This is a genomic window from Agrobacterium sp. GW821-FHT14E08, assembly GCF_058803865.1.
This window is the reverse complement of record NZ_JBXAPJ010000006.1, coordinates 65,541-87,857: the sequence shown is the minus strand read 5'-3', so window position 1 is coordinate 87,857 and position 22,317 is coordinate 65,541. Positions and strand designations below refer to the sequence as shown.

Annotated in this window: 20 protein-coding genes; 13 read left to right on the top strand and 7 right to left on the bottom strand. The window is 60.9% G+C overall.

Translation table 11 applies throughout. The annotated features are described in order from the left end of the window. Positions 1 to 5: 5 nt before the first annotated feature. Entirely contained in the window at positions 6 to 401 is a 396-nt protein-coding gene (locus tag AC1ROR_RS20205) for a RidA family protein (protein ID WP_498590503.1), read from the top strand. Positions 402 to 475: 74 nt separating this feature from the next. On the opposite strand, the gene AC1ROR_RS20200 is transcribed toward AC1ROR_RS20205, so the two are convergent. Together AC1ROR_RS20200 and AC1ROR_RS20195 are read right to left on the bottom strand one after the other, a co-directional pair. Continuing rightward, positions 476 to 1,126: an RraA family protein gene (locus AC1ROR_RS20200; RefSeq protein ID WP_498590502.1), complete on the bottom strand. Its 651-nt coding sequence runs from the start codon at positions 1,124 to 1,126 to the stop codon at positions 476 to 478. Between the two features lie 61 nt (positions 1,127 to 1,187). Beyond that, positions 1,188 to 2,507, bottom strand: a complete 1,320-nt coding sequence (locus AC1ROR_RS20195) for an MFS transporter (protein ID WP_498590501.1) — start codon at positions 2,505 to 2,507, stop codon at positions 1,188 to 1,190. 548 nt (positions 2,508 to 3,055) lie between these two features. Here AC1ROR_RS20195 and AC1ROR_RS20190 point away from each other — a divergent pair. Next, complete coding sequence (locus tag AC1ROR_RS20190; protein WP_498590500.1) at positions 3,056 to 4,306, top strand: Zn-dependent hydrolase; 1,251 nt, start codon at positions 3,056 to 3,058, stop codon at positions 4,304 to 4,306. A gap of 53 nt (positions 4,307 to 4,359) precedes the next feature. Here the strand turns inward: AC1ROR_RS20190 and AC1ROR_RS20185 are convergent, their stop codons facing one another. The 5 genes from AC1ROR_RS20185 to AC1ROR_RS20165 all read right to left on the bottom strand — a co-directional run bounded on the left by AC1ROR_RS20185 (position 4,360) and on the right by AC1ROR_RS20165 (position 10,347). Beyond that, positions 4,360 to 5,319, bottom strand: a complete 960-nt coding sequence (locus AC1ROR_RS20185) for a LysR family transcriptional regulator (protein WP_035226938.1) — start codon at positions 5,317 to 5,319, stop codon at positions 4,360 to 4,362. A gap of 106 nt (positions 5,320 to 5,425) precedes the next feature. Then, positions 5,426 to 7,507 carry a mechanosensitive ion channel family protein gene (locus AC1ROR_RS20180; protein WP_498590499.1) on the bottom strand — a complete coding sequence of 694 codons (2,082 nt, stop codon included), beginning with the start codon at positions 7,505 to 7,507 and terminating at the stop codon, positions 5,426 to 5,428. After that, complete coding sequence (locus AC1ROR_RS20175; RefSeq protein ID WP_498590498.1) at positions 7,504 to 8,121, bottom strand: ParB-like protein; 618 nt, start codon at positions 8,119 to 8,121, stop codon at positions 7,504 to 7,506. Before AC1ROR_RS20175 ends, AC1ROR_RS20180 begins: the two co-directional genes overlap by 4 nt. Next, positions 8,105 to 9,736 (bottom strand): SulP family inorganic anion transporter, encoded by a 1,632-nt coding sequence (locus AC1ROR_RS20170; RefSeq protein WP_498590497.1) that lies wholly within the window; start codon positions 9,734 to 9,736, stop codon positions 8,105 to 8,107. The genes AC1ROR_RS20175 and AC1ROR_RS20170 overlap by 17 nt, the downstream gene beginning before the upstream one ends. Before the next feature lie 215 nt (positions 9,737 to 9,951). Beyond that, a complete protein-coding gene (locus AC1ROR_RS20165) occupies positions 9,952 to 10,347 on the bottom strand; it encodes a (R)-mandelonitrile lyase (RefSeq protein WP_498590496.1) in 396 nt (131 codons plus the stop codon). Positions 10,348 to 10,648: 301 nt separating this feature from the next. Between AC1ROR_RS20165 and AC1ROR_RS20160 the strand changes: the two genes are divergently transcribed. From AC1ROR_RS20160 to AC1ROR_RS20110, 11 genes are all read left to right on the top strand, one after another. Continuing rightward, entirely contained in the window at positions 10,649 to 11,671 is a 1,023-nt protein-coding gene (locus tag AC1ROR_RS20160) for a substrate-binding domain-containing protein (protein ID WP_003522041.1), read from the top strand. A 103-nt stretch (positions 11,672 to 11,774) separates the two neighbouring features. Continuing rightward, the gene (locus tag AC1ROR_RS20155; RefSeq protein WP_498590495.1) at positions 11,775 to 13,268 is read left to right on the top strand and encodes a sugar ABC transporter ATP-binding protein; all 1,494 of its coding nucleotides are present in this window, start codon (positions 11,775 to 11,777) and stop codon (positions 13,266 to 13,268) included. Continuing rightward, positions 13,265 to 14,209 (top strand): ABC transporter permease, encoded by a 945-nt coding sequence (locus tag AC1ROR_RS20150; protein WP_498590494.1) that lies wholly within the window; start codon positions 13,265 to 13,267, stop codon positions 14,207 to 14,209. The genes AC1ROR_RS20155 and AC1ROR_RS20150 overlap by 4 nt, the downstream gene beginning before the upstream one ends. Position 14,210: 1 nt before the next feature. Continuing rightward, positions 14,211 to 15,179 carry an ABC transporter permease gene (locus AC1ROR_RS20145; protein ID WP_498590493.1) on the top strand — a complete coding sequence of 323 codons (969 nt, stop codon included), beginning with the start codon at positions 14,211 to 14,213 and terminating at the stop codon, positions 15,177 to 15,179. A 3-nt stretch (positions 15,180 to 15,182) separates the two neighbouring features. Continuing rightward, positions 15,183 to 16,205, top strand: coding sequence for a LacI family DNA-binding transcriptional regulator (locus AC1ROR_RS20140; RefSeq protein WP_020811084.1), 1,023 nt, complete (start codon positions 15,183 to 15,185; stop codon positions 16,203 to 16,205). 33 nt (positions 16,206 to 16,238) lie between these two features. Continuing rightward, positions 16,239 to 17,288: a sugar phosphate isomerase/epimerase family protein gene (locus AC1ROR_RS20135; RefSeq protein ID WP_498590492.1), complete on the top strand. Its 1,050-nt coding sequence runs from the start codon at positions 16,239 to 16,241 to the stop codon at positions 17,286 to 17,288. Positions 17,289 to 17,299: 11 nt separating this feature from the next. Then, positions 17,300 to 18,469 carry a Gfo/Idh/MocA family protein gene (locus AC1ROR_RS20130; protein WP_498590491.1) on the top strand — a complete coding sequence of 390 codons (1,170 nt, stop codon included), beginning with the start codon at positions 17,300 to 17,302 and terminating at the stop codon, positions 18,467 to 18,469. 131 nt (positions 18,470 to 18,600) lie between these two features. Next, positions 18,601 to 19,455, top strand: coding sequence for a sugar phosphate isomerase/epimerase family protein (locus AC1ROR_RS20125; RefSeq protein WP_035226965.1), 855 nt, complete (start codon positions 18,601 to 18,603; stop codon positions 19,453 to 19,455). Between the two features lie 148 nt (positions 19,456 to 19,603). Next, a complete protein-coding gene (locus AC1ROR_RS20120; protein WP_035226967.1) occupies positions 19,604 to 21,289 on the top strand; it encodes a GMC oxidoreductase in 1,686 nt (561 codons plus the stop codon). Further along, positions 21,289 to 21,849, top strand: a complete 561-nt coding sequence (locus AC1ROR_RS20115) for a gluconate 2-dehydrogenase subunit 3 family protein (RefSeq protein WP_498590490.1) — start codon at positions 21,289 to 21,291, stop codon at positions 21,847 to 21,849. Before AC1ROR_RS20120 ends, AC1ROR_RS20115 begins: the two co-directional genes overlap by 1 nt. Positions 21,850 to 21,918: 69 nt before the next feature. After that, the gene (locus AC1ROR_RS20110) at positions 21,919 to 22,314 is read left to right on the top strand and encodes a c-type cytochrome (RefSeq protein WP_498590489.1); all 396 of its coding nucleotides are present in this window, start codon (positions 21,919 to 21,921) and stop codon (positions 22,312 to 22,314) included. Positions 22,315 to 22,317: the final 3 nt, after the last annotated feature.

Sequence of the window (22,317 nt, the reverse complement as noted above, 5' to 3'; positions counted from 1 at the left end):
GAGATATGGCCAAACGCGAAATCGTGGAAGTGCCGGTGGTTTCAGAGGCGATCCGCCGGCTCGGCGCGCCGACCTCCGCTCTTGTCCGTTCGGGTAACTTCATTACGACCTGCGGCATGCCGCCGGTGGATATTGAGACCGGCGACATCGTCAAGGGCGATATCGCCGCCCAGACGCGGGCATCGCTTGAAGCGCTCAGGGTGACGCTGGCCGCGGCCGGAGCGACATTCGAGGACGTCATCAAAACCACCATCTATGTGACCGACGGGTCGATGATGGCGACGGTGAACGGGATATACCGCGAATATTTTGCCGGTGGCTTTCCGGCGCGCACCTCGGCGACGATCAAGCCGTGGTCGTTGCCCTTCGATATCGAGATCGAATGCCTCGCCGTCATCTGAAGCGAGGTCGATCCGGGCAGGGCGCGGCGGGCGGATCGGCTCACGCGCTCGCGTCGCTACCCTAGCGCTCAAAATTACTGAGCGCTTTTATCGGAAGGCTCCAGCGGCGAAAGCCCATAGACTTTCACGATATCCTCGCCTTTTTCGAGCCTGGCAATGATGCCGGGCTCTTTCGCCTGAATGACGAGCGCCTCTTTTGCCGCCGCCAGCGCGTCGCCGGGCGGCAGGATGCAGACGCCGTTTTCATCGGCCAGCACGATATCGCAATTGTTCACCACCACGCCACCGCAGACGACCGGTGCTGCGATATCGCCGCCACCACCCGGTTTTGTCGTCACCGGCGAACGGCCGCGACACCAGACCGGCAGGCCGGCGCTTCGGATCGCGCCGATATCGGTTACGTAGCCGTCAAGGATGACGGCGGCAACGCCACGGGCGAGTGCCGCAGCGGTCATTACCGCGCCCCAGCAGGCGTGCCTGTCATCATTCGGTCGCTCGATGACAAGGATGTCTCCAGGCATGGCCCGGGAAAGGGCGTGAATAAGCGCTGTTCCGTCATCTCCCGGCAGGCTGACCGTCAGCGCTGGGCCGGCCACGCGGACGCCGTCGATGACGCATTGTATCGCCCGCTCCATGAAACCTTCCGATCTGAAATGGCCGATCGTCGCCGTCTCGACATCCAAGAGCAGTTCGAGCGCTTCGTTGATTTTGTCGGGATTTTCCATGTGTCTCTCCAAAAGAAAAGACGCCGACGCGGGCCGGCGTCTTGTGATAGATCGATTGGGATCAGTTGGTTTTGGCCAGGTCGCGTTTTACGGTCTCGGTGAGCGCCAGCAGGGCGACGGCCGAGAGCAGGGCGGAGCCGATCATGTACCAGGCGACGGATGCGCCGCTGCCTGTCACCGAAAGCAGCCAGGTGGTGATGACGGGGGTGAGGGCGCTGCCCAGAACACCCGACAGCATATAGGCGATCGACAGTCCGGAATAACGAACCTTCGTGCCGAAGAGTTCGGCAAGGAAGGTGGCGATCGGGCCGTAATTGGCTGCAAAGGCCGTCATCATCAGCAGGTAACCGACGAGGGCACCGGCAAAGGTGGCCGTATCCATCAACCAGAACATCGGGAAGGCGACGAGCGCTTCGGCGAGAATACCGCCGAGGATAACCGGCCGGCGGCCGATCTTATCGGAAAGCAGGCCGAAGAGCGGCAGAAGGAAGATACACGCCGTGCAGGAAATCAGCACGATGATCAGCATTTCGTTGCGGGCGATGTTAAGCGCCTGGGTGCCGTAGCTCAGGCCGAAGGCGACGATGAGATTGAAGGACGAGCCGGTGGACATGGTGGCGATGCCGCCGAGAACGACTGTCTTCCAGGATTTCGAGAGCAGTTCGATGAACGGCATGCGTACCGTCGCCTCTTCCGTTTTCACCTTGGCGAAGGACGGCGTTTCGGCGGTATTGAGGCGAATATAAGCACCCACGCCCACCAGCAGAATGCTGACGAGGAATGGAATGCGCCAGCCCCAGGAAATGAGATCCTCGGGCGACATGAGGAAGCCGATGGAGAGGAAAGCGAGGTTTGCAATCAGGGTGCCGGCCGGAACGCCGATCTGCACCCACGATCCGTAAAGGCCACGCCGGTTCTGCGGTGCATGTTCGACGGCCATCAACACCGCGCCGCCCCATTCGCCGCCGAGCGCCAGACCCTGCACGACGCGTAGCGCCAGAAGCAGAATGGGAGCCCAGACGCCGATCTGGTTGTAATTGGGCAGAAGGCCGATAGCGAAAGTCGCGACACCCATCATCACGAGCGATACGAGCAGCATCGATTTGCGGCCGATCCGGTCGCCGAAGTGGCCGAAAAGCGCGGCACCGACGATACGGGCAAGATAGGCCGAGGCGAAGGTGCCGAACGCCAGAAGCGTGCCGACAATCGCATCGAAGCTCGGAAAGAAGACCTTGTTGAAGACCAGCGCGGAAGCGGTGGCGAAGACGAAAAGATCGTACCATTCGACGGTGGTGCCGATGACGCTTGCGACGGCAATCCGGCGAACATTGACCGGCTGTTGTTTTCCGACGGCGCCCATGAGAGCGGTTTCCCCTTGCATGAACATTCCCCTTTTATGTTGCTGTGAAGGAAAACGGGGAAACGACGAAGCGGAACCGGATGCATGCCGAGGCATAAGCCTATGGGCATCCCTTGCGGAGAAACCGTTGCTGGTCTTCTCCGTCAATTCGATACGCCGCGATGTTCCCCTGTTTTGCGCAATGATGGAAAACGGGGAGGCTCCCGACAAATAGATAATGCAGATTTCTTCCATAGAGCCGCGCTATAGACCAAATCATGGGCATGTTCCGGCATGTCGATCTCGCCGGCGGATTTTGAAATAGATAATGAAATCATGGCAATATCGCGGTTGCGGTTTTTGTTTGCCGGCCGGTTGCGCAGTCTCTGCCTGTCTTTTGACCGGCTGAATTTTCTTTTTTGGCGGGGAAAAATGCCATTCTTATTCTAAGTATTGAATCTATCTATTTTTGAATTTTCCGGTTTGGTCTTATCCCCTTTGCCATCATTCCACGGATTGAGAAGAGGTCGTGTGCGGGCTGCCGGCCACGCCGGGGCATTGCCGCAGCGAACCCATAACAGGGGACCGAAATGAAGAATTTGAGCAATATCCGGCCGGACATGTCACGCCTGTGGGCGACGTTGATGCGCTCCGCCGAAATCGGCGCGACTGAAAAGGGCGGCCTGAAGCGGCTTGCGCTTTCCGACGAGGACGCGGCGATGCGCCGCCAGTTCATTGACTGGTGCGAAGAGGCAGGCCTGACCATACGGATCGACGCCGTGGGCAATATCTTCGCCGAGCGCGCCGGAACCGACCCGGATGGCAAGCCGGTTCTCGTCGGCAGCCATCTCGACACCCAGGTTCACGGCGGCCGTTTCGACGGTATTCTCGGCGTGCTTGCCGGGCTGGAGCTTGTGCGCACCCTGAACGATCATGCGCTCACGACACGCCGGCCGATCACGCTTGTGAACTGGACCAATGAAGAGGGTGCCCGTTTCGAGCCGCCGATGATCGGCTCGGCAGTGTTTACCGGGGCGAAGGCGGCGGAATTCGCCTATTCCCGCAAGGACCGCGACGGCCATACGCTGGGTGGTGAGCTGGAACGCATCGGCTACAGGGGCAAAGATGCCGTTTCGGCGGAGGCTTTCGATAGTCTTTTCGAGCTGCATATCGAGCAGGGGCCGAGGCTTGAAGCGGCCGGAAAGCAACTCGGCATCGTAACCGGAGCCTTCGGTGTGCGCGGTTTTGTGGTGGAAGTGCATGGCGAAACCGGCCATGTCGGACCGACGCCGATGCCGGCGCGCAAGAACGCGCTGGTGGGTGCTGCGGAAGTGACGCTGGCGATCAACGAGATCGGCTGGGCCAATCACGAAACGGGTGGCAAGTCCACGACGATGCGCATCAGGGCGGAGCCCAATCTCCTCGGTGCGCTGCCGAACTTCGTGGAAATGACCTGCGACATGCGCCACCCCGACGACGCCGTGGTCAGCACCATGTTCGCGGCCTTCAAGGCGAAACTTCCCGAGCTAGAAGAGCGGTCGCGCTGCAAGATCGTTGTCAAGGAAGGCTGGGAATATGGCGGCATGCATTTCGATGCCGACTGTATCGAACTCATTCGCAACGCCACCGGCGCCTTCGGTTATTCCTCGATGGACCTCCTTACCGAGGCCGGACATGACGCCATGCATGTTGCCGATTATCTGCCGACGGCGATGATCTTCACCCCGTGCGAGGGCGGTCTCTCCCACAATGAGGCGGAAAATGTCACGATCGCTGATATCGAGCCCGGCGTGAACGTGCTGGTTCAAGCTGTGCTGGAACGTGCGAACCGCGCCGACTGAAATAAAAAATCAATGGGATGGCGAAAGGTTTTCATTCCTTTTGCCATCCTTTTTTATTCGCCGCCGGTTTCCAGCAGGGCCGCTGCGGCCTGGGCGTCGAAAAGCTCGTTTTCGAAAATCGTCAGAAAGGCCCGCTCGGCACCGCCCAGTTCCATATCCGGATTACGCAGGAAATAGGCGTCTGCACCCAGGGAATCCTGAAGCAGCGGTATCTGCCAGATCTCATCTTCGGCAACGCCGCGCGCAGCGTCCACCGGCAGAATTCCGACCCCGATGCCGGCGATGATCATCCGCCGGACCTCTTCCATATGCGGGCTGGAGCCGACGGTCCATTTGCCAAGTCCGACACCGTCGCGTAGCGCGATCATCGGCTCAAGTGCGCCGCCTTCCTGGCTGCAGGTGAAGGCGACGAAGGCCTCCTGCCGCAATTCCTCCATGGTGATGTCGCCACGGCCGTAAAAGGGATGCGAGGCGCCGCAATAAATCCCGAATGTTTCCCTGAGCAGGAATTTGCAATCCATTCCGGCAAGCGGTTTCGGCAGCAGGCAAATGCCGAAAGCGGCCTGTTTCTGGCCGATGGCGCGAACGATATCCTGCGTATTGGCGACATCGATGCGAATGGTGACGGACGGATGGCGCCGCCGCAGCTGGCGAAGCGCCTGATCGAGTTGCGGGAGAACGAGATTGGTGACGATCAGGACGCGGATCTGGCCCGTCAGATCATCCGCTTCCGTCGACAGTTTTTCACCGATGCGCTCGACGCGGAGGAAGATTTCGGCGCATTCCTGGCGCAGCATCTCGCCCTGTACCGTCAGCACGAAACGGCGGCTGTCGCGCTGGATCAGCTGGCACCCCAGGGTTTCCTCCAGCTTCTGCAGGGCGGCCGTGACGGAGGGCTGGCGCACGAAGAGCCGGTTGGCGGCCCGCGTAATGCTGCCCTCCTCGACGATGACCAGAAAGGTCCGCAGCAGGTTCCAGTTCAGATGCTGGATGCGGGGGGCATAACGTGACAACGACGCGTTCCTCGAATGAATTGCGGGCTGCACCTTATAGCCATTTTCTCCGGCGAAAAACGGTTGCCGGTTTTAAAAACAGCACGTTTTGCCGGCCTAATGGATTTTATTCTTCCACCGGCCCCATCTCGCCGCCCGCCTCATGCTCCGGCGGCCGCGCGGCGCGTGATGCAGCGGGATAAGCGCCCGCCATGCTGGCAAACTGGATGTCGTTTTGTGCAAAGGCATCCTTCAGCATCGAATAGGCTTTCCGGCGCACCATCGAAGATTGGCCGCCGGCGCGCAGCATCATGCCGAAGCCGAGCGTCATGCCGTATTCACCGAATTGCTCCACGCCTTTGAGCTTGACGGTCTCGATCAGGAACGGCCCGAATTCTGGGTCTTCCTTCAGCGCCCTGCCGATTTCCTTGGTGATGGCTTTGACCTTGGCGATATCGGTATCGAAGGCGACGGTGACCATGAATTTGTCGATCGACCAGTCACGGCTCATGTTTTCGACGGCGCCGAGCGATCCGAACGGTACGGTGAAGATCGGCCCGCGATGGTGCCGCAGTTTGACCGAGCGGATGCTGAAGGATTCGACGGTGCCGCGATAGGAACCGCTCTGGATATATTCACCGACGCGGAAGGCGTCGTCGATCATGTAGAAGACGCCGCTGATGATGTCCTTGACCAGCGTTTGCGAACCGAAACCGATGGCGATGCCGAAAATGCCGGCGCTTGCCAGCAGCGGCCCGATATTGACGCCGAGTTCAGACAGCGCCGTCATGACCGCGACAGCGGCAATGATGATGCCGAGCATGTTGCGAAGGATCGGCAGGATGGTCAGTAGCCGGTCATCCTGTGGCTGGCCGCCCGGTTGGTCGGGTGCCGGAGCGCTCAGTTCCAGCCGCCGCGCGATCATCGACTTGATGGCGATCCAGACGAGATCGGCAAGAAGCAGGATCAGCGCCCCGTGCAGGACGCCAACGACGATCGAGGTCAGCAAAGTGCCATCCGGCAGGGAATCCGGATGGGCGCGGACGAGGAAGATCAGCCATACTATCGCGGTTCCGACGATGGCGAGCCGCATGCCGCGCTCGGCCAGAACCGGGCGAAGGTCGCTCTCTCCATAGCCGCCTATATCGGTCGCGAGTTTTCGCGCGGCAATGCCGAGCGTGGTGGCGAGGCCGGGCAGAACGAGCGCATAAAGCCCGATCCAGAACAGGACGCCGGCTCCGGCGAGCCGTAGCCCGAAGAGAATGATGAGGCTGAAGATCAGCGCGACGTCGATCGCCCTTGTGCGTTCCAAACCCGGCTCGCCGCCGGGGCGCCGCCAGATCCAGATGCCGGCGAGCACGAACAGGAGGCCGACCATGGCGGCGGATAAGAGCCCGAGCGTGTCGCGTGGGACACCGAGATTTTCCAGTGTCCGGAGCAGCGCCCAGAAAATCCCGGCAAGCGTCAGCAGCCATGTCCAGCGGACAATCCAGAAATCGCGCCGGACATTGGCCTCACGGCCGACGACCTGCCGCAGCAGCCCAGTGAAGGCAAAAAGCAGGGGCAGGATGACGCTGAGCGCGAGCCAGGGCAACAGAACGGCGCTCAGCAGGGGTGGCCACTGGATGGCAAGGAAAACGGTTACGGCGACAAGGCCATAACCGAGGACTGGAAGAAGTTTTCGCGACACGACAGCCGAGGCTTGCTTGCCGATATCCGCGCCGTTTTTGCGGGATGCCTGCATCACGATGATCCGGTTCGTGGCGATGCCGCCGGCAATGCCTGCGCCGAACAGGATCAGCATGTGCAGCAGGAAGACGAAGGAACCATAAGCGACAATCTCGTCACCAAGCTTTGCCATCGCCGAGGTTAGTTGCGTCGACATGACGGGCAGGTCGCCCGCAATGCGGGCCAGATGCTCCCGTCGTTTGCTCGCCCACTCGTCGAGATCGCTCAACTGGCTCTGCGGCGTCAGTTGCGGCGCGGGTTCAACCCCTCTCGCGGCAAGCTTTTGTGTGAGCAGCGCGCGAACATCATCCTGTCCGAGAAGCTGCAGCAACTGGTCGACCTTCTGCTCCGTCGTCGGTTGCGGGGAGGGTGCTTGTACCGGGGGCGGCAGTTCCTGTGCGGACAGGCCGGCGGTGCCCAGCACGAAAAGCGTGATGATGGTGCAAGCAATCGATTTGAAAAAGCAGGAAAACGTGGTCATCGATCCGCTCCGCACCATCCAGGGAGATGCCGGGCATCGCGCGAGCGCGCCAGTTCCATCGCTTCCGTCACCGCGTCTTCGAAGGAATGCCGTAACTCTTTGCGGTCAACCCGGCGCCGCAGGAAATCCGCCCAGAGAAATTCGCTGAAAGGCGCCTCGATCTTGGCAAAACCGCCGGCCTCGCGCACGGCGCCGGCCAGCGAGCGGAAAGGGTCGTCTTCGAGGTCCACGATCTGTTTCGGAAGATCGTCCGTGGGACGGCGCTCGCCGTCCGCATCGAAGGGATAAACGAGGCTGCGGTGGTCCATGACCGACCAGAATTCCTGCCTGCCGAGATGGGAGAGATCGGCAACGATGCTCGTCAGCACATGTTTCACCCCTTCATTGTGCAAGGCCAGGGCGAGGTGGTGATGATCGACAAGGTAAAGGCGCTGCTTGTAGCCGACAACGACGGGCACCATGTGGTGGCCGAGGAAGTCGGCCCCCTTTTCCGCCTGGATGGCGGCCCATTGCCGGCGCTTGGTTTCAACCTCCCGCAGGCCGACGGTCATCTGGGTTGGCCTGAGCGAGAGGACTTCAACCGGGCTGAGATGCGGTTCAAGGTTGTTGGGCATGGCTCTCCTCTCGGCGCATGGCCGCCGTCACGGCATCATCGACGCTGAAATTGCTGCGCGCAACCAGATCGTTTCCGCCGCCGGCAAGCAGCAAATCCCGCACATGATCATGCACGCGCGCATAATAAACCACGATACCCCCGTGCTGCATCGAGGCATCGAACTCCAGAAGCGCATCGAGTGCGGTGGAATCCAGTTCGAAGCTTTCCTCGAGGCTGAGGACTGCGATACGCAGTTCCGGCCGGGCGGCGATGCGTTTGGTAACGGCGGCGAGGATCGGTTCCGCATTGCCGAAAAAAAGCGGCTGGGCAGGCCGCAGGATAATCATGCCGGATACATCCGTTGCATCCGGGTGGCGTTCCATATCGACGAAGTCGTGGCTGTCACCCAGCCGGCCAAGATGCATCACATGCGGCAGGGAAAGTCGCCGGACGAAGACGGCGAAGGAAAGGGCGACGGCGACGAGCATGCCGTTCAGCACGCCGAAGGCAAGCACGCTGGCTGCGGCGGCAAGCGCCAGATAGGCATCGTTACCAAGCCGCCAGAGACGGATGATCGGTGTGGGATCGAGCGCGTGCAGAAGCGCCACGGCAATGACGGCGGCAAGAACCGCTTGCGGAATGAAGGCGAACCAGCCGGACGCGACGAGACTGAAGGCCGCAAGACCGATTGCGGCGATGGCCGAGGCGAGCCGGCTCTGCGGGCCAACCGCCTCGCTTGCCGCCCCTGCGGAAAAACCTGCGCCGACCGGCATGCCCTGCACGGCGGCGCTGGCAATATTGGCAAGTCCGAACGCTCTGAGTTCGCGATTGGAATCGACGTTCTCGCCATGTCGCAGCGAGAAGCTGCGCACCGTGCCCCATGATTCCGCAAAGAGAATGAGGACGAGCGGCGGCGCGAAACGGGCGACATGCGCAACGTCGTCGAGCGAGACCGAGAGCGGCCCGGCCCATATGCCGGCAAGATCGATGGTGCCGACGACGGCGACGCCCTGGCTCTCCAGGTTGAGCAACATCGAGACGGCAATACCGGCCACGATGACAACGAGGCTGCCGGGAATGGCGGGACGCCTGCGCAGGAGAAGCAATAGGGCAAGGGCGGTTACGCCAATCGCGATGCTGTCAGGGTTCCAGTCCTGCGGCTGGGAGAGGATTTGCAGGAGGATGGCCAGCGGCTCGCCGGTGGTCTCCTTTATTCCGAACAGGCTGGGCAATTGCTTGACCGTGATCAGAATGGCGAGGCCGAAGGCAAAGCCACGCAGCACCGGGCGCGAAATCACACTCGACAGCGCACCGAGCCGCGTGACGGCGGCAAGAAGAAACAGCACGCCCACCAGAGCGACCGTAATGGCAACGAGCAGCATCTTCTGGGCGGGGGTGACAGATAATGTCGCCAGCATCGCCGCCAGAATTGCGGCGGAGGAGGATGTGGGTGAGACGACCGCAAAACGGCTCTGGCCAAAAAAGGCGTAAACGATGCAGCCCATGATGGCGGCGAGGATGGCGTGCTGGGCCGGAACGCCGGCAATGCCCGAATAGGCGATGGCTTCCGGCAACATCAGGCCGGCGATCGACAGTCCCGCAATCACATCACGCCGGTTCAACGTTACGCGCATGGAATGGCGGCCGCATTGGCGGTGATAAAGGCAAGGGAGCTTGCATCCGGTAAGACCACGATTCTCCACCATGTTCCCGCAATGGGATAGAGGTTTCACCCATTGCGGATACAAGTCAAAGTTTAAATCATGCGTCCAGACTATTTTGCCACCTTCCGGTGCGCCTTGACGCTGTCAAACGCTGGAAGGCATGCGCTTATCCCGGCCTGGCCGTCTCAGCCGCGGTACTGGTCGTCCGTGACGTGTTCCATCCAGTCCACGACCTTGCCGTCTTTTGCTTCCTGAAGCGCGATATGGATCATGGCGACATTCGCCGCCGCCCCGTGCCAATGCTTTTCGCCCGGTGCGAACCACACGACATCACCGGGGCGGATTTCCTCGACAGGGCCACCCTCTCGCTGGGCCCTGCCAAGCCCTGACATCACGATCAGCGTCTGGCCGAGTGGATGCGTGTGCCAGGCGGTGCGGGCGCCCGGCTCGAAGGTGACCTGCGCGCCCTGCACCCGCTCTGCGTCAAAGGGGTTGAAGAGCGGATCGATGCGGACCGTACCCGTGAACCAGGCGTCAGGCCCCTTGGCCGATGCCCGTGTTCCTGCGCGCAATATTTCCATGTCGTTCTCCTGCCTGATATCGTGCTGCGATTTGATGCGGGAATTCCCCTCTTGTCCACAGGGGAGTGAAGGCTGATCTGGCGGCCAGGCTCAACGCCCTTTTCTGAAACCACAGTGCTGATTGTATACGGGGATCATCGCGCTTTTGTGAGTATTTCCGGGCGCCTACAACGCTTTTTTGACTCCTTCACACCGTCGCAACAAAAATCATTCTCGGGATTGACTCATTTATGAAACCGGTTACATTTGCGCATGTAAACGGTTTCATTGGTTAAAAACCGTGCTTGGAGGAGCAAATTTCATGTTTAGACATTTGATGGCTGCTGCCGCTATGGTGCTGGCGGCGGGCACGTCGGCGCACGCCCAGGAACAGAGTTTCAAGATCGGTCTTTCCAATTCTTTCGTCGGCAGCGAATGGCGCACGCAGATGATCGAAGAGGCCCAGGCTGCCGCCAAAGCGTGGGGCGAAAAGGGCGTCAAGGTCGAAGTCGTCGTTCAGAGCGGTAATGTCGATGTGCAGGGGCAGATCGGTCATATCCGCAATTTCATGAACCAGGGCGTCGATGCGATCCTCATCAACCCCGGCAGCCCGACAGCCTTCGATCCGATCTTCGCGCAGGCCAAGGCACGCAATATTCTCGTCATCGCAACCGACGCCGAAGTGTCCTCGAAGGATGCGCTCTATGTCGGCATCGACCAGAAGGCATGGGCGGCGCAATCCGCGCAATGGCTTGCGGATGCGCTGAAGGGCAAGGGAAGCGTCGTCGCCATCAATGGCATTGCCGGCAACCCGGCCAACGAAGCCCGCGTCGCCGGTTATCGCGAAGTGTTCAAGAAATATCCTGATATCAAGGTGCTGAACGAAGCCAATGCGAGCTGGGATCAGGCGCAGGGCCAGCAGGCCATGCAGAACCTGCTCGCCACCTATCCCGATATCAGCGGTGTCTGGGTGCAGGACGGCATGGCGGACGGCGCATGGCGCGCCATCGAAGCCGCCGGCAAGACCAAGGACATTGCCGCGACCGGTGAAATCCGCAAGGACTTCATGACCCGCTGGGAAAAGGAAAAGTTCAATTCCGGCGCTTCGGTCAATCCTCCGGGTGTCATGGCCAGCGCGCTCAACGTTGCTGTCCTGAAGCTGCAGGGCAAGGAATTCAAGGACGGCATTTTCGGCGGCACCTATGGTAACGCCATCTATATTCCGATCCCCTTCGTCAGCAATGACAACCTTGCCGACAATATCAAGGCTGCCGATGGCAAGCCGGGCTACTGGTCCGTCACGGCGACCGTGACGCCGGAACAGGCCGGCGAGTTCTTCAAGTAAGAGCCGTTTCGGGTCGGCGGCGAACGCCGGCCCGAACCAGAATTTCGAGTGCGGACCGGGCCTTGGCCGGCCGCCTGTGACAAGCATTATTCGGGGACATGCGATGGCGAACGCTTTGGAAGCGGCCGGCATAACGAAGAATTTTGGCGCGGTGCGCGCGCTTTCCGACGGCAGGCTGACGGTTGGTCGCGGTGAAATTCACGCATTGCTGGGCGCCAATGGCTGCGGCAAGAGCACGCTTTGCAAGATCGTTGCGGGCGCGGTCGCGCCGACCAGCGGCACGATCAGGTTCAACGGCGAAGACGTGCGCTTCAAAAGCCCGAGGGACGCCGAAAATGCCGGTATTGCGCTGTTTTATCAGGAACTCAGCCTCGTTCCGCAGCTTTCCGTCGCCGACAATATTTTCCTCGGTCGAGAGCCGAAACGTGGCATCTTTGTCGACGGCAAGGCGCTGAAGGCCGAAGCGGCGAGACTGATCGCGCTGTTTGACGGCGTGGCGGGCGAGGGATTGGAGCCGGACGCAATCGTTGGCAATCTGCCTCCCGATCAGCGCCAGCTTGTCGAAATCCTCAAGGTCTTCGCCCAGAATGCCAGCCTGATGATCATGGACGAGGCGACGGCGGCGCTCGATGGCCGCCAGTCCCAGCGCTTTTTTGAGATACTCCGGGCCAAGAAGGCCGACGGTGTCTCCACCATCATGATTTCCCATCGTCTCGACGAGGTTTTCGCCGTCTGCGACCGCATCACCGTGATGCGCAACGGCGCGACGATTTCCGAACTCGATACGGCAGCCACCACCCGCGAGGCTGTCGTGCACGACATGGTCGGCGATGTTCGGGCCGCTCCTGCCCGTCAGAACGGGCGTTCGGCTGCTGCGCCGAGCCTGAAGCTGACGGATGTGGCGGGTGAGGGCGTGCGCGGTGTCTCTCTGGAAGCTTATCCGGGCGAAATCGTCGGTCTGGCCGGCCTGCAGGGTCAGGGCCAGTCGGCCTTGCTGAAGGGTCTTTTCGGTGCCAGCCCATTTGCTGTCGGCCAAATCCGGTTTGAGGGCCGTGAAATCACCATCGGCAAGCCTTCGCAGGCGGTTCATAGTGGTTTTGCCTATGTCTCTGGCGACCGTGGCCGCGACGCGTCCCTTCAGGGTCGGTCAATCTTCGAAAATCTCGTCGCGGCGCTGATGGTGCGCGAAAAGATGCGGCTGGTCCGTCCCGCGACGCTGAAGCCGCGCGTGCAGAAGGTCGCGGATGACATGAAGACGAAGTTTGCCGGCCTGGATATGCCGATAGGCACGCTTTCGGGCGGCAACCAGCAGAAAATCTTCATCTCCCGCTGGCTCGCCACGGCACCGAAACTGCTGCTGCTCGACGATCCGACCAAGGGCATCGATCTTGGCGCGAAGGCCGATCTCTTCGCCCTGATGCGGCAGCAGGCCGATGCCGGCGCGACCATCCTTCTTTATTCCTCGGAGGATGCGGAAATCCTCGAATATGCCGACCGCATTCTTGTGTTCAACGGTGGACGCATTTCTGCGGAACTGACCGGAGCCGACATGACATCCGTAAACATGACCCGCGCCGCCTATGGAGATGCCGCATGAGCGCCTCCGGTTTTCTGCGCAGGCAGCCATGGGTCATCACCCTCGTCGTACTGGCGCTTCTCATCGCCGTGAACACGTTTCTGCAACCCTCCTTCGTTCAGCCCTCTGTGCTGCAATCGAACCTGACGACATTTCTGCCACTGATCCTGGTCGCCATCGGCCAGACCTATGTCATTCTGGCGGGCGATATCGATCTGTCAGTCGGCAGCATCGTGGCGCTTGCCAATGTCGTTACCGTCAGTGTCATCGCAGCACTCGGCGGCACGACGGGCGCCGTCTTCGCCGGCATGGCGGCGGGTGCGGCTGTTGGGCTGCTCTGCGGACTGGTCAATGGCCTCTTCATATCCGGCCTGCGCTTCCAGCCAATCGTCACCACCTTCGCAACCGGCATCATCTTTGCCGGGCTGGCGATCTGGGTTCTGCCGCAGGCCGGCCTTCCCGTGCCGGAAGCCTATTGGCAGACCTATTCCGGCAGCTTCGTCGGTTTGCCCTTCGTGCTGTGGGTGCTCTTGGCCGGTATCGCTTTCACCCTCATCGTGTCGCGTATTCCGTTTCATACGCACCTGTTGGCCGTCGGCGGCAATCGCACCGGCGCCTTCCAGACGGGTCTGCGCCTTTCGGGCATCCGCATCGGCGCATACATGATCTCCGGCCTGTTCTCGGCGCTGGCGGCGCTGTGCCTCACGGGGGAGACGGCCTCGGGCGACCCCTTGCTGGGTGCAAGTCTGGCGCTCTCCTCCATCTCGGCCGTGGTTCTGGGCGGTACCGCGCTTTCCGGCGGCTTCGGCAGCTCGACAGGGTCGATTGCCGGCGCGCTGGTGCTCGGCATGATCGGTAATGTGATTTTCTTTGCGGGCCTGCCCTTCGAGTATCAGACACTGGTGCAGGGTTTGATCGTGCTGACGGCGCTGGCCGGCGGTGTTCTGGTGACGAGGCGTTGATATGACCAATCCCGGCTTGCAACTCAAAACCCTCCTTACCGATCCCCTGACCATCGCCATTGGCGCATCGGTCTTCCTGCTGCAGGTCGGCGAACTGCTGTCCCCCGGCTTCGCGCAAGGGTCGCAGATCGTGCGGCTGCTGACGATTGCTGCCATTCTCGGCATCGTCGCGGCGGGCCAGAACCTCGTCATCCTCGGCGGGCGCGAAGGCATCGATCTTTCCGTCGGCGCGATGATCTCACTCGGCGCGGTCCTTGCCGGCAACATGATGAACGGCCAGAATGCGGGCATTCCGCTCGCCATTCTCGTCGCGGGCGGCGTTCCCTTCCTGATCGGCCTCATCAATGGCCTCGGCATTACCTTCGTGCGCATTCCGCCGCTGGTCATGACGCTCGGCATGACGGCGGTTATTCAGGGTGGGCTGGTCGTCTATTCGCAGGGCGTTCCATCAGGTGCGGCCGCGCCCCTGCTGGCGGGTTTCATCAACCGTCCGCTCATCTTCGGCATTCCCGGTGTGCTTTTCGTCTGGCTGGGCATCGCCGCGATCATGCTGTTCGTCCTGCGCCGCACGGCCTTCGGTTTCGCCATCTACGCCATCGGCTCGAACGAGCGGGCGGCGACGCTCACCGGATTGCCGGTTTCCCTGATCCGCACGCTGCTTTACGGGTTTTCCGGCCTGTTTGCCGGGCTGACCGGGGTGTGCGTGATCGGTTATACCGGCACCTCCTTCATCTCCGTCGGCGATCAATATGTGCTTCCGTCGATCATCGCTGTTGTCATCGGCGGCACCTCGCTTGCCGGCGGTGCGGGCGGATATGTCGGAACCATGGCCGGGGCAGTTGCGCTCACCATTCTGCAAAGCGTACTGATAACGCTCAACCTCGATGTATGGGCACGGCAGATCATATTCGGTGTCACGTTGCTAGCGCTGATGCTGCTTTATGGCCGCCAAAAGCAGTTGCGTGTGTGACAGATGAGCAAAGACCAAGGTTCGAATATCAGGGAAGTGGCAGCTCTCGCGGGCGTTTCCATCGCGACCGTATCGCGGGCGCTGCAGCAACCCGACAAGGTTCGCCCGGAAACCCGAAAGAAGGTTTTCGACGCCGTCCGGCAGGCGAACTTCGTTCCCAATGCGCAGGCGGCAAGCTTCCGCCGTCAGTCCAATAATACCGTCATTCTTCTCGTTCGCGATATCGGCAACCCGTTTTATCTTGAAATCTACAAAGGCGTTGAGGAAGCGGCGGGCGAAGCGGGTTTCAAGGTGCTGATGGGTGACGCCCGCAACGACGAGAACCGCGTGGCGACCCATATCGACATGGTACGCCAGAAACATGCCGACGGCCTGATCCTGATGACCGGCCAGTTTCCCGCCGAGCTTCTCGATCAGGGCGATGCGCTGCCACCGATTGTCATCGCGTCGGAAACGGTGCCGGGCCTCGCGCTGCCGACCGTCAAGGTGGACAACCGCGCCGCCTCCAAAAACGCCATGCGCCACCTCATCGAGGCGGGACATCAAAGGATCGTGCATCTCGCCGGTCCGGTCCCGGAAAGTCTGGCGCAGGAGCGTTTCGATGGTTATCGCGCGGCACTTGCCGAAGCCGGCATCGCTTATGCCGACGAACTTGTCGTGACGGGCGATTACAGCATCGAGGCCGGCCGTCAGGCAATCGGCAGCCTTCTTGAAGGCGGTATTGCCTTCACCGCGATCTTCGCCTCGAGCGACCAGATGGCGATTGGTGCGATCAGCGAATTGCGCGCGCGCGGCGTTTCGGTTCCGGCCGATGTCTCCGTCATCGGCTTCGACGATATCATTTTCGCCAATGCCTTCGAACCGCCGCTGACCACGGTGCGTCAGCCCCGGCAGGAAATGGGCCGCAGGGCCATGGCGCTGATGGTGGATCGCCTGAACGGAAAACGCACGGCCGAGACCATCGTGCTGGATACGGAACTGGTGGTGCGCGGCTCGGTCGCGCCCTGCCGCCCGCCGCATCGGTAGCGGCCAGACTGTGAATGCAAGGAGTGTAAGGACATGAAGACGATCAAAGGCCCGGCGATTTTCCTCGCGCAATTTGTCGGGGACAAGGCCCCCTTCGACACGCTCGACAATCTCGGCCAATGGGCGGCTTCCCTCGGTTACAAAGGCATCCAGGTGCCATCCGATCCCAGGCTCTTCGATCTTGAGAAAGCCGCTGCATCCAAGACCTATTGCGACGATATCAAGGGCCGTCTGGCGGAAATCGGTATCGAGATCACCGAGCTTTCGACCCATATTCAGGGCCAGCTTGTCGCCGTTCACCCGGCCTATGACGAAATGTTCGACGGTTTTGCACCAGCTGAACTGCGCGGCAAACCCAGGGCGCGGCAGGAATGGGCGGTCAACCAGCTGAAATATGCGGCGAAAGCCTCGCAGCATCTCGGTCTCAAAAGCCACGCCACCTTCTCCGGCGCACTCGCCTGGCCCTTCGTTTACCCTTGGCCGCAGCGCCCGGCGGGTCTTGTCGAAATGGCCTTTGCGGAGCTGGGCAAGCGCTGGACACCTATTCTCGATACATTCGAGGAGAATGGCGTCGATCTCTGCTACGAACTGCATCCGGGCGAAGATCTGCATGACGGCATCACCTTCGAGCGTTTTCTCGAAGCCACCGGTAACCACCCGCGCGCCAACATCCTCTACGATCCCTCCCATTTCGTCCTTCAGGCGATGGATTATCTCGATTTCATCGACATCTACCACGAGCGCATCCGCGCCTTTCACGTCAAGGATGCCGAGTTCAATCCGACCGGCCGTTCCGGCGTTTATGGCGGTTATCAAGGCTGGGTCGACCGGCCGGGACGTTTCCGCTCGCTCGGCGACGGGCATGTCGATTTCGGCGCGGTGTTTTCCAAGCTCACCCAATATGACTTCGACGGCTGGGCGGTGCTGGAGTGGGAATGTGCGCTGAAGCACCCGGAAGACGGCGCGCGCGAAGGCGCCGGCTTCATTGAAAACCACATCATCCGCGTGACCGAACGGGCTTTCGACGATTTCGCCAAAAGCGGTGTCGATGATGCCGCCAATCGTCGCCTTCTCGGTCTCTGAAAGGAAACTTCATGTCCTCCACGATAGCAAAATTCGATAGCCGCCGTATCCGTCTTGGCATGGTCGGCGGCGGTCAGGGCGCCTTCATCGGGGCGGTGCATCGCATCGCGGCCCGGCTGGATGACCGTTACGAACTGGTGGCCGGCGCGCTTTCTTCCGATGCTGCGCGTGCTGCCGCTTCGGCAACCCTGCTTGGCATTGCACCGGAGCGGTCCTATGCCTCGTTCGAGGACATGGCGGCATCCGAGGCTGGTCGGGAAGACGGCATTGAGGCAGTCGCCATCGTGACGCCGAACCATCTGCATTTTGCTCCGTCCAAGGCATTTCTCGACGCCGGCATCCACGTCATCTGCGACAAGCCGGTGACCGCGACGCTGGAAGAGGCGAAGGCGCTTGCCGAGATCGTCAGGGCATCCGGCAGGTTGTTCATCCTGACGCATAATTACACCGGCTACGCGATGCTGCGGCAGATGCGCGAGATGATCGCTGATGGAGCCATCGGCAAGCTGCGCCACGTTCAGGCCGAATATGCGCAGGACTGGCTGACCGAAGCCGTTGAAAAGACAGGCGCAAAGGGAGCGGAATGGCGCACCGACCCCAGCCGTTCCGGCGCGGGCGGGGCAATCGGCGATATCGGCACGCATGCTTTCAACGCCGCCGTCTTTGTGACGGGTGAAATCCCAAGCAGCCTTTATGCCGATCTGACGTCGTTCGTTCCGGGCCGGCAGCTGGATGACAGCGCCAATATTCTGCTGCGCTATGCAAGCGGCGCAAAAGGCATGCTCTGGGCGAGCCAGATCGCCGTCGGCAATGAAAACGCCCTGTCGCTGCGGGTCTATGGCGACAAGGGTGGGCTTGAATGGCACCATCGCGTGCCGGATGAGCTGTGGTTCACACCTTACGGCGAGCCGAAGCGTCTGATCACCCGCAATGGCGCGGGTGCAGGCGATGCCGCCAACCGTGTCAGCCGCGTGCCATCAGGGCACCCGGAAGGATATCTCGAGGGTTTTGCGACGATCTACCGCGAAGCCGCAGATGCAATCATCGCAAAGAGGGAGGGAAAAACGGCCGCCGGGGATGTGATTTACCCCGGCATAGAGGACGGCCTTGCGGGTCTCGCATTCATCGATGCGGCCGTCCGGTCCAGTCGGACCTCGTCCTGGGTCGGGATCGACATCTAGCTCACCCAATATCGGGCACGGAGACGACGCAGGGCACAGGAGGCAGTGCCCGGCATGACCCGGCCAGACGGCCGGGAAAGGCGTGGGCACGCGTGTCGTCATATTGATCAAACGGAAAGGGAGTTACGCGTTTGAAAACGTTCAAGTCAAAATTCGCTGGCATGGCATTCGTGGTTGGACTGGCGGCCGGTTTCGCAAATCCGGTTTTTGCCGATGACAGCAAGGTGCTGCCGATTGCCGCGCAGATGTACACGCTGCGCAATTCCGGAACGCTGGAAGAACAGCTTGCCATTCTCAACCGCGCTGGCGTTTCCGCCGTGGAAACCGTGGATATGCAGAAGGTCAGCGCCGGCGAACTGAACACGCTGCTGGAAAAGCACAAGATCAAGGTCATTTCCTCGCACGTGCCGATCGACAAGCTGCGCGGCAATCTCGATGAGGTCATCACCGAGCAGAAGGCCGTCGGCAATCCCGTCGTGACCGTGCCGTTCCTGAAGCCGGAAGACCGCCCGAAGGACGCTGCCGGCTGGACCGCCTTCGGTAAGGAGCTTGGCGGTTACGCGGACAAGCTTTCGGCGGCGGGCCTCTCCATGGCCTATCACAACCACGACTTCGAGATGGTCAAATTCGACGGCAAGACGGCGCTCGAACTGCTGCTCGATGCGGCAGGACCGAAACTGCAGGCCGAAGTCGATGTCGCCTGGGTGGCGCGCAGCGGCAATGATCCGGCAGAATTCCTCGGCACCTTGGAGGGCAAGGTTTTCGCCATCCACGCCAAGGACAACGCACCGGCCGGCACGGCGGAAAACGAGCGCGGTTTCGCGACGCTCGGCACCGGCACGCTCGACTGGAAGACAATTCTGCCGGCGGCCAAACAGGCCGGCGCAAAATGGTTCATCCTTGAGCATGACCTTCCGCTCGATGCCGAAGCCGTCGTGACCAAGGGCAATGCGTTCCTTAGCGAACACCTGCCGACCATTCAGTAAACACTGCCAGTAAAACCAGAACCGCTCCCCGGCGGCCGGTTTCGGCGGGGAGCATGAGGTTCGACAGACGCATATCCATTTTCCGCCGCGTTGCGACGGGAAGCGCTTCGTCCTGTCGTTTTTTCAAGCACATATCGGAGGAGTTATCATGGCAGACAATCATTATGATGCGATTGTTGTCGGCTCGGGCATCAGTGGAGGCTGGGCTGCAAAGGAACTCACGCAAAAGGGCCTGAAGGTCCTGATGCTGGAGCGCGGCCGCAATATCGAGCACATCACCGACTATCAGAATGCCGACAAGGAAGCCTGGGATTATCCCCATCGCAACCGTGCCACGCAGGAGATGAAGGCGAAATACCCCGTTCTCAGCCGCGATTACCTGCTGGAAGAGGCGACGCTCGGCATGTGGGCCGATGAGCAGGAAACGCCCTATGTCGAGGAAAAGCGCTTCGACTGGTTCCGCGGTTATCACGTCGGCGGTCGCTCGCTGCTCTGGGGCCGCCAGACCTATCGCTGGTCACAGACCGATTTCGAGGCCAATGCGAAAGACGGCATCGCCGTCGACTGGCCGATCCGCTATGAAGACGTCTCCCCTTGGTATGACTATGTCGAACGTTTTGCCGGCATCTCCGGCAGCCGCGAGGGGTTGGATATTCTCCCCGATGGCGAATTCCTGCCGCCCATTCCGCTCAATTTCGTCGAGCAGGATGTGGCCAGCCGGCTGAAAAAGGCGTTCAAGGGCACGCGCCACCTCATCAATTCACGCTGCGCCAACATTACCCAGGAACTTCCCGATCAGGAGCGGACGCGCTGTCAGTTCCGCAACAAGTGTCGGCTGGGCTGTCCCTTCGGCGGCTATTTCAGCACGCAGGCCTCGACCCTGCCTGCGGCGGTCGCCACCGGCAATCTGACGCTCAGGCCTTTCTCCATCGTCAAGGAAATCTTGTACGACAAGGACACGAAGAAGGCGCGCGGCGTCGAGATCATCGATGCCGAGACGAACCTGACCTATGAATATACCGCCGACATCATCTTCCTCAACGCCTCGACGCTGAACTCGACATGGGTGCTGATGAACTCCGCCACCGATGTATGGGAAGGCGGCCTCGGCAGCAGCTCCGGTGAACTCGGCCACAACGTGATGGACCACCATTTCCGCATGGGCGCGACCGGTCAGGTGGAAGGCTTCGAGGACTTCTATTTCAAGGGCCGCCGTCCGGCGGGCTTCTACATTCCGCGTTTCCGCAATACCGGCGACGACAAGCGCAAATATCTGCGCGGTTTCGGTTATCAGGGTTCTGCCAGCCGTTCGCGCTGGGAGCGGGAGATCGCCGAACTCAATATCGGCGCCGACTACAAGGAGGCCCTGACCGAGCCGGGCGGCTGGACCATCGGCATGACTGCCTTCGGAGAAATGCTGCCCTATCACGACAACCGCGTGAAGCTGGATCATGACAAGAAGGACAAATGGGGCCTGCCGGTCCTGTCAATGAATGTCGAGATGAAGCAGAACGAACTCGACATGCGCGAAGACATGGTCAATGACGCCGTCGAGATGTTCGAGGCGGTTGGCATCAAGAATGTCAAGCCCTCCAGGGGCAGTTACGCCCCCGGCATGGGTATTCACGAAATGGGAACGGCCCGCATGGGACGCGACCCGAAAACCTCCGTCCTCAACGGCAACAACCAGGTCTGGGATGCACAGAACGTCTTTGTCACTGACGGTGCCTGCATGACATCGGCCTCCTGCGTCAATCCGTCTTTGACCTACATGGCGCTGACGGCGCGTGCCGCCGATTTTGCCGTTTCCGAACGCAAGAAGGGGAACCTGTGATGAACAGACGCGAACTGCTGAAACTGATAGCCATTGCCACCGGCCTTCCGCTGATCGGTGCGGATGTCCTGACAGCCACGGAAAACGCCGCCAAACCAGCCGGTGCTGCCCACGTCTTCACCCCGGAGGAGATCCGCTTTCTGGACGAGGTGGCGGAAACCATCATTCCGCGGACCTCCACGCCGGGGGCGAAGGATGCCGAAGTGGGGGCCTTCATGGCCGTCTATGCGGCCGATTGCTACACCGACGAGCAGCGGACACTCTTCCTTTCCGCAATCCCTGAAATCGAAAAGCGCAGTCAGGCCGAACACAAAAAGGCCTTTCTGGAACTGACGCCGGAACAGCGGCAGGCGCTGCTTGCCGCGCTGGACAAGCAGGCCAAGGCGGAACAGACACCGGCAAAACGGCACGCCTTCACGCTCGTCAAACAGCTGACGCTGCTCGGTTTCTTCACCTCGAAGATCGGCGCCACGGAAGTTCTCGTCTACGACGAGATTCCCGGCGGTTTCGAAGACCGCGTTCCCTACAAGAAGGGCACGCCCGCCTGGGGCACGACCTGAAGAGAGAACCATCGGCCCGTCCGCATTTGCGGGCGGGCCGCATTCATACGGCAAGACAAGGATGACATGATGCGCAAGACACTCATCATCGCGGCGGCTATGCTGACCGCAAGCACCGTTCCCGCTCTTTCGGAGGGCGATGTTGCCAAGGGGGAGGCGGTCTTCAAGCGCTGTTCCGCCTGTCACGCCATAGGCGAGGGCGCGAAAAACAGGGTCGGCCCACAGCTTAACGGCATCATCGGGCGTGCGGCAGGCGGTGTGCCTGACTATACTTATTCGGCTGCGATGAAAAAAGCGGGAGAGGACGGCCTTGTCTGGACACCGGAAGAATTGCGGGATTTCCTGAGTGCACCCAAGAAGAAAATACCCGGCAACAAGATGGCGCTGGCCGGCATCAGCAAGCCGGAAGATCTGGACAATCTCATCGCCTATATCGAAAGCGCGGCCTCCAAACCGGCTAAATAAGGC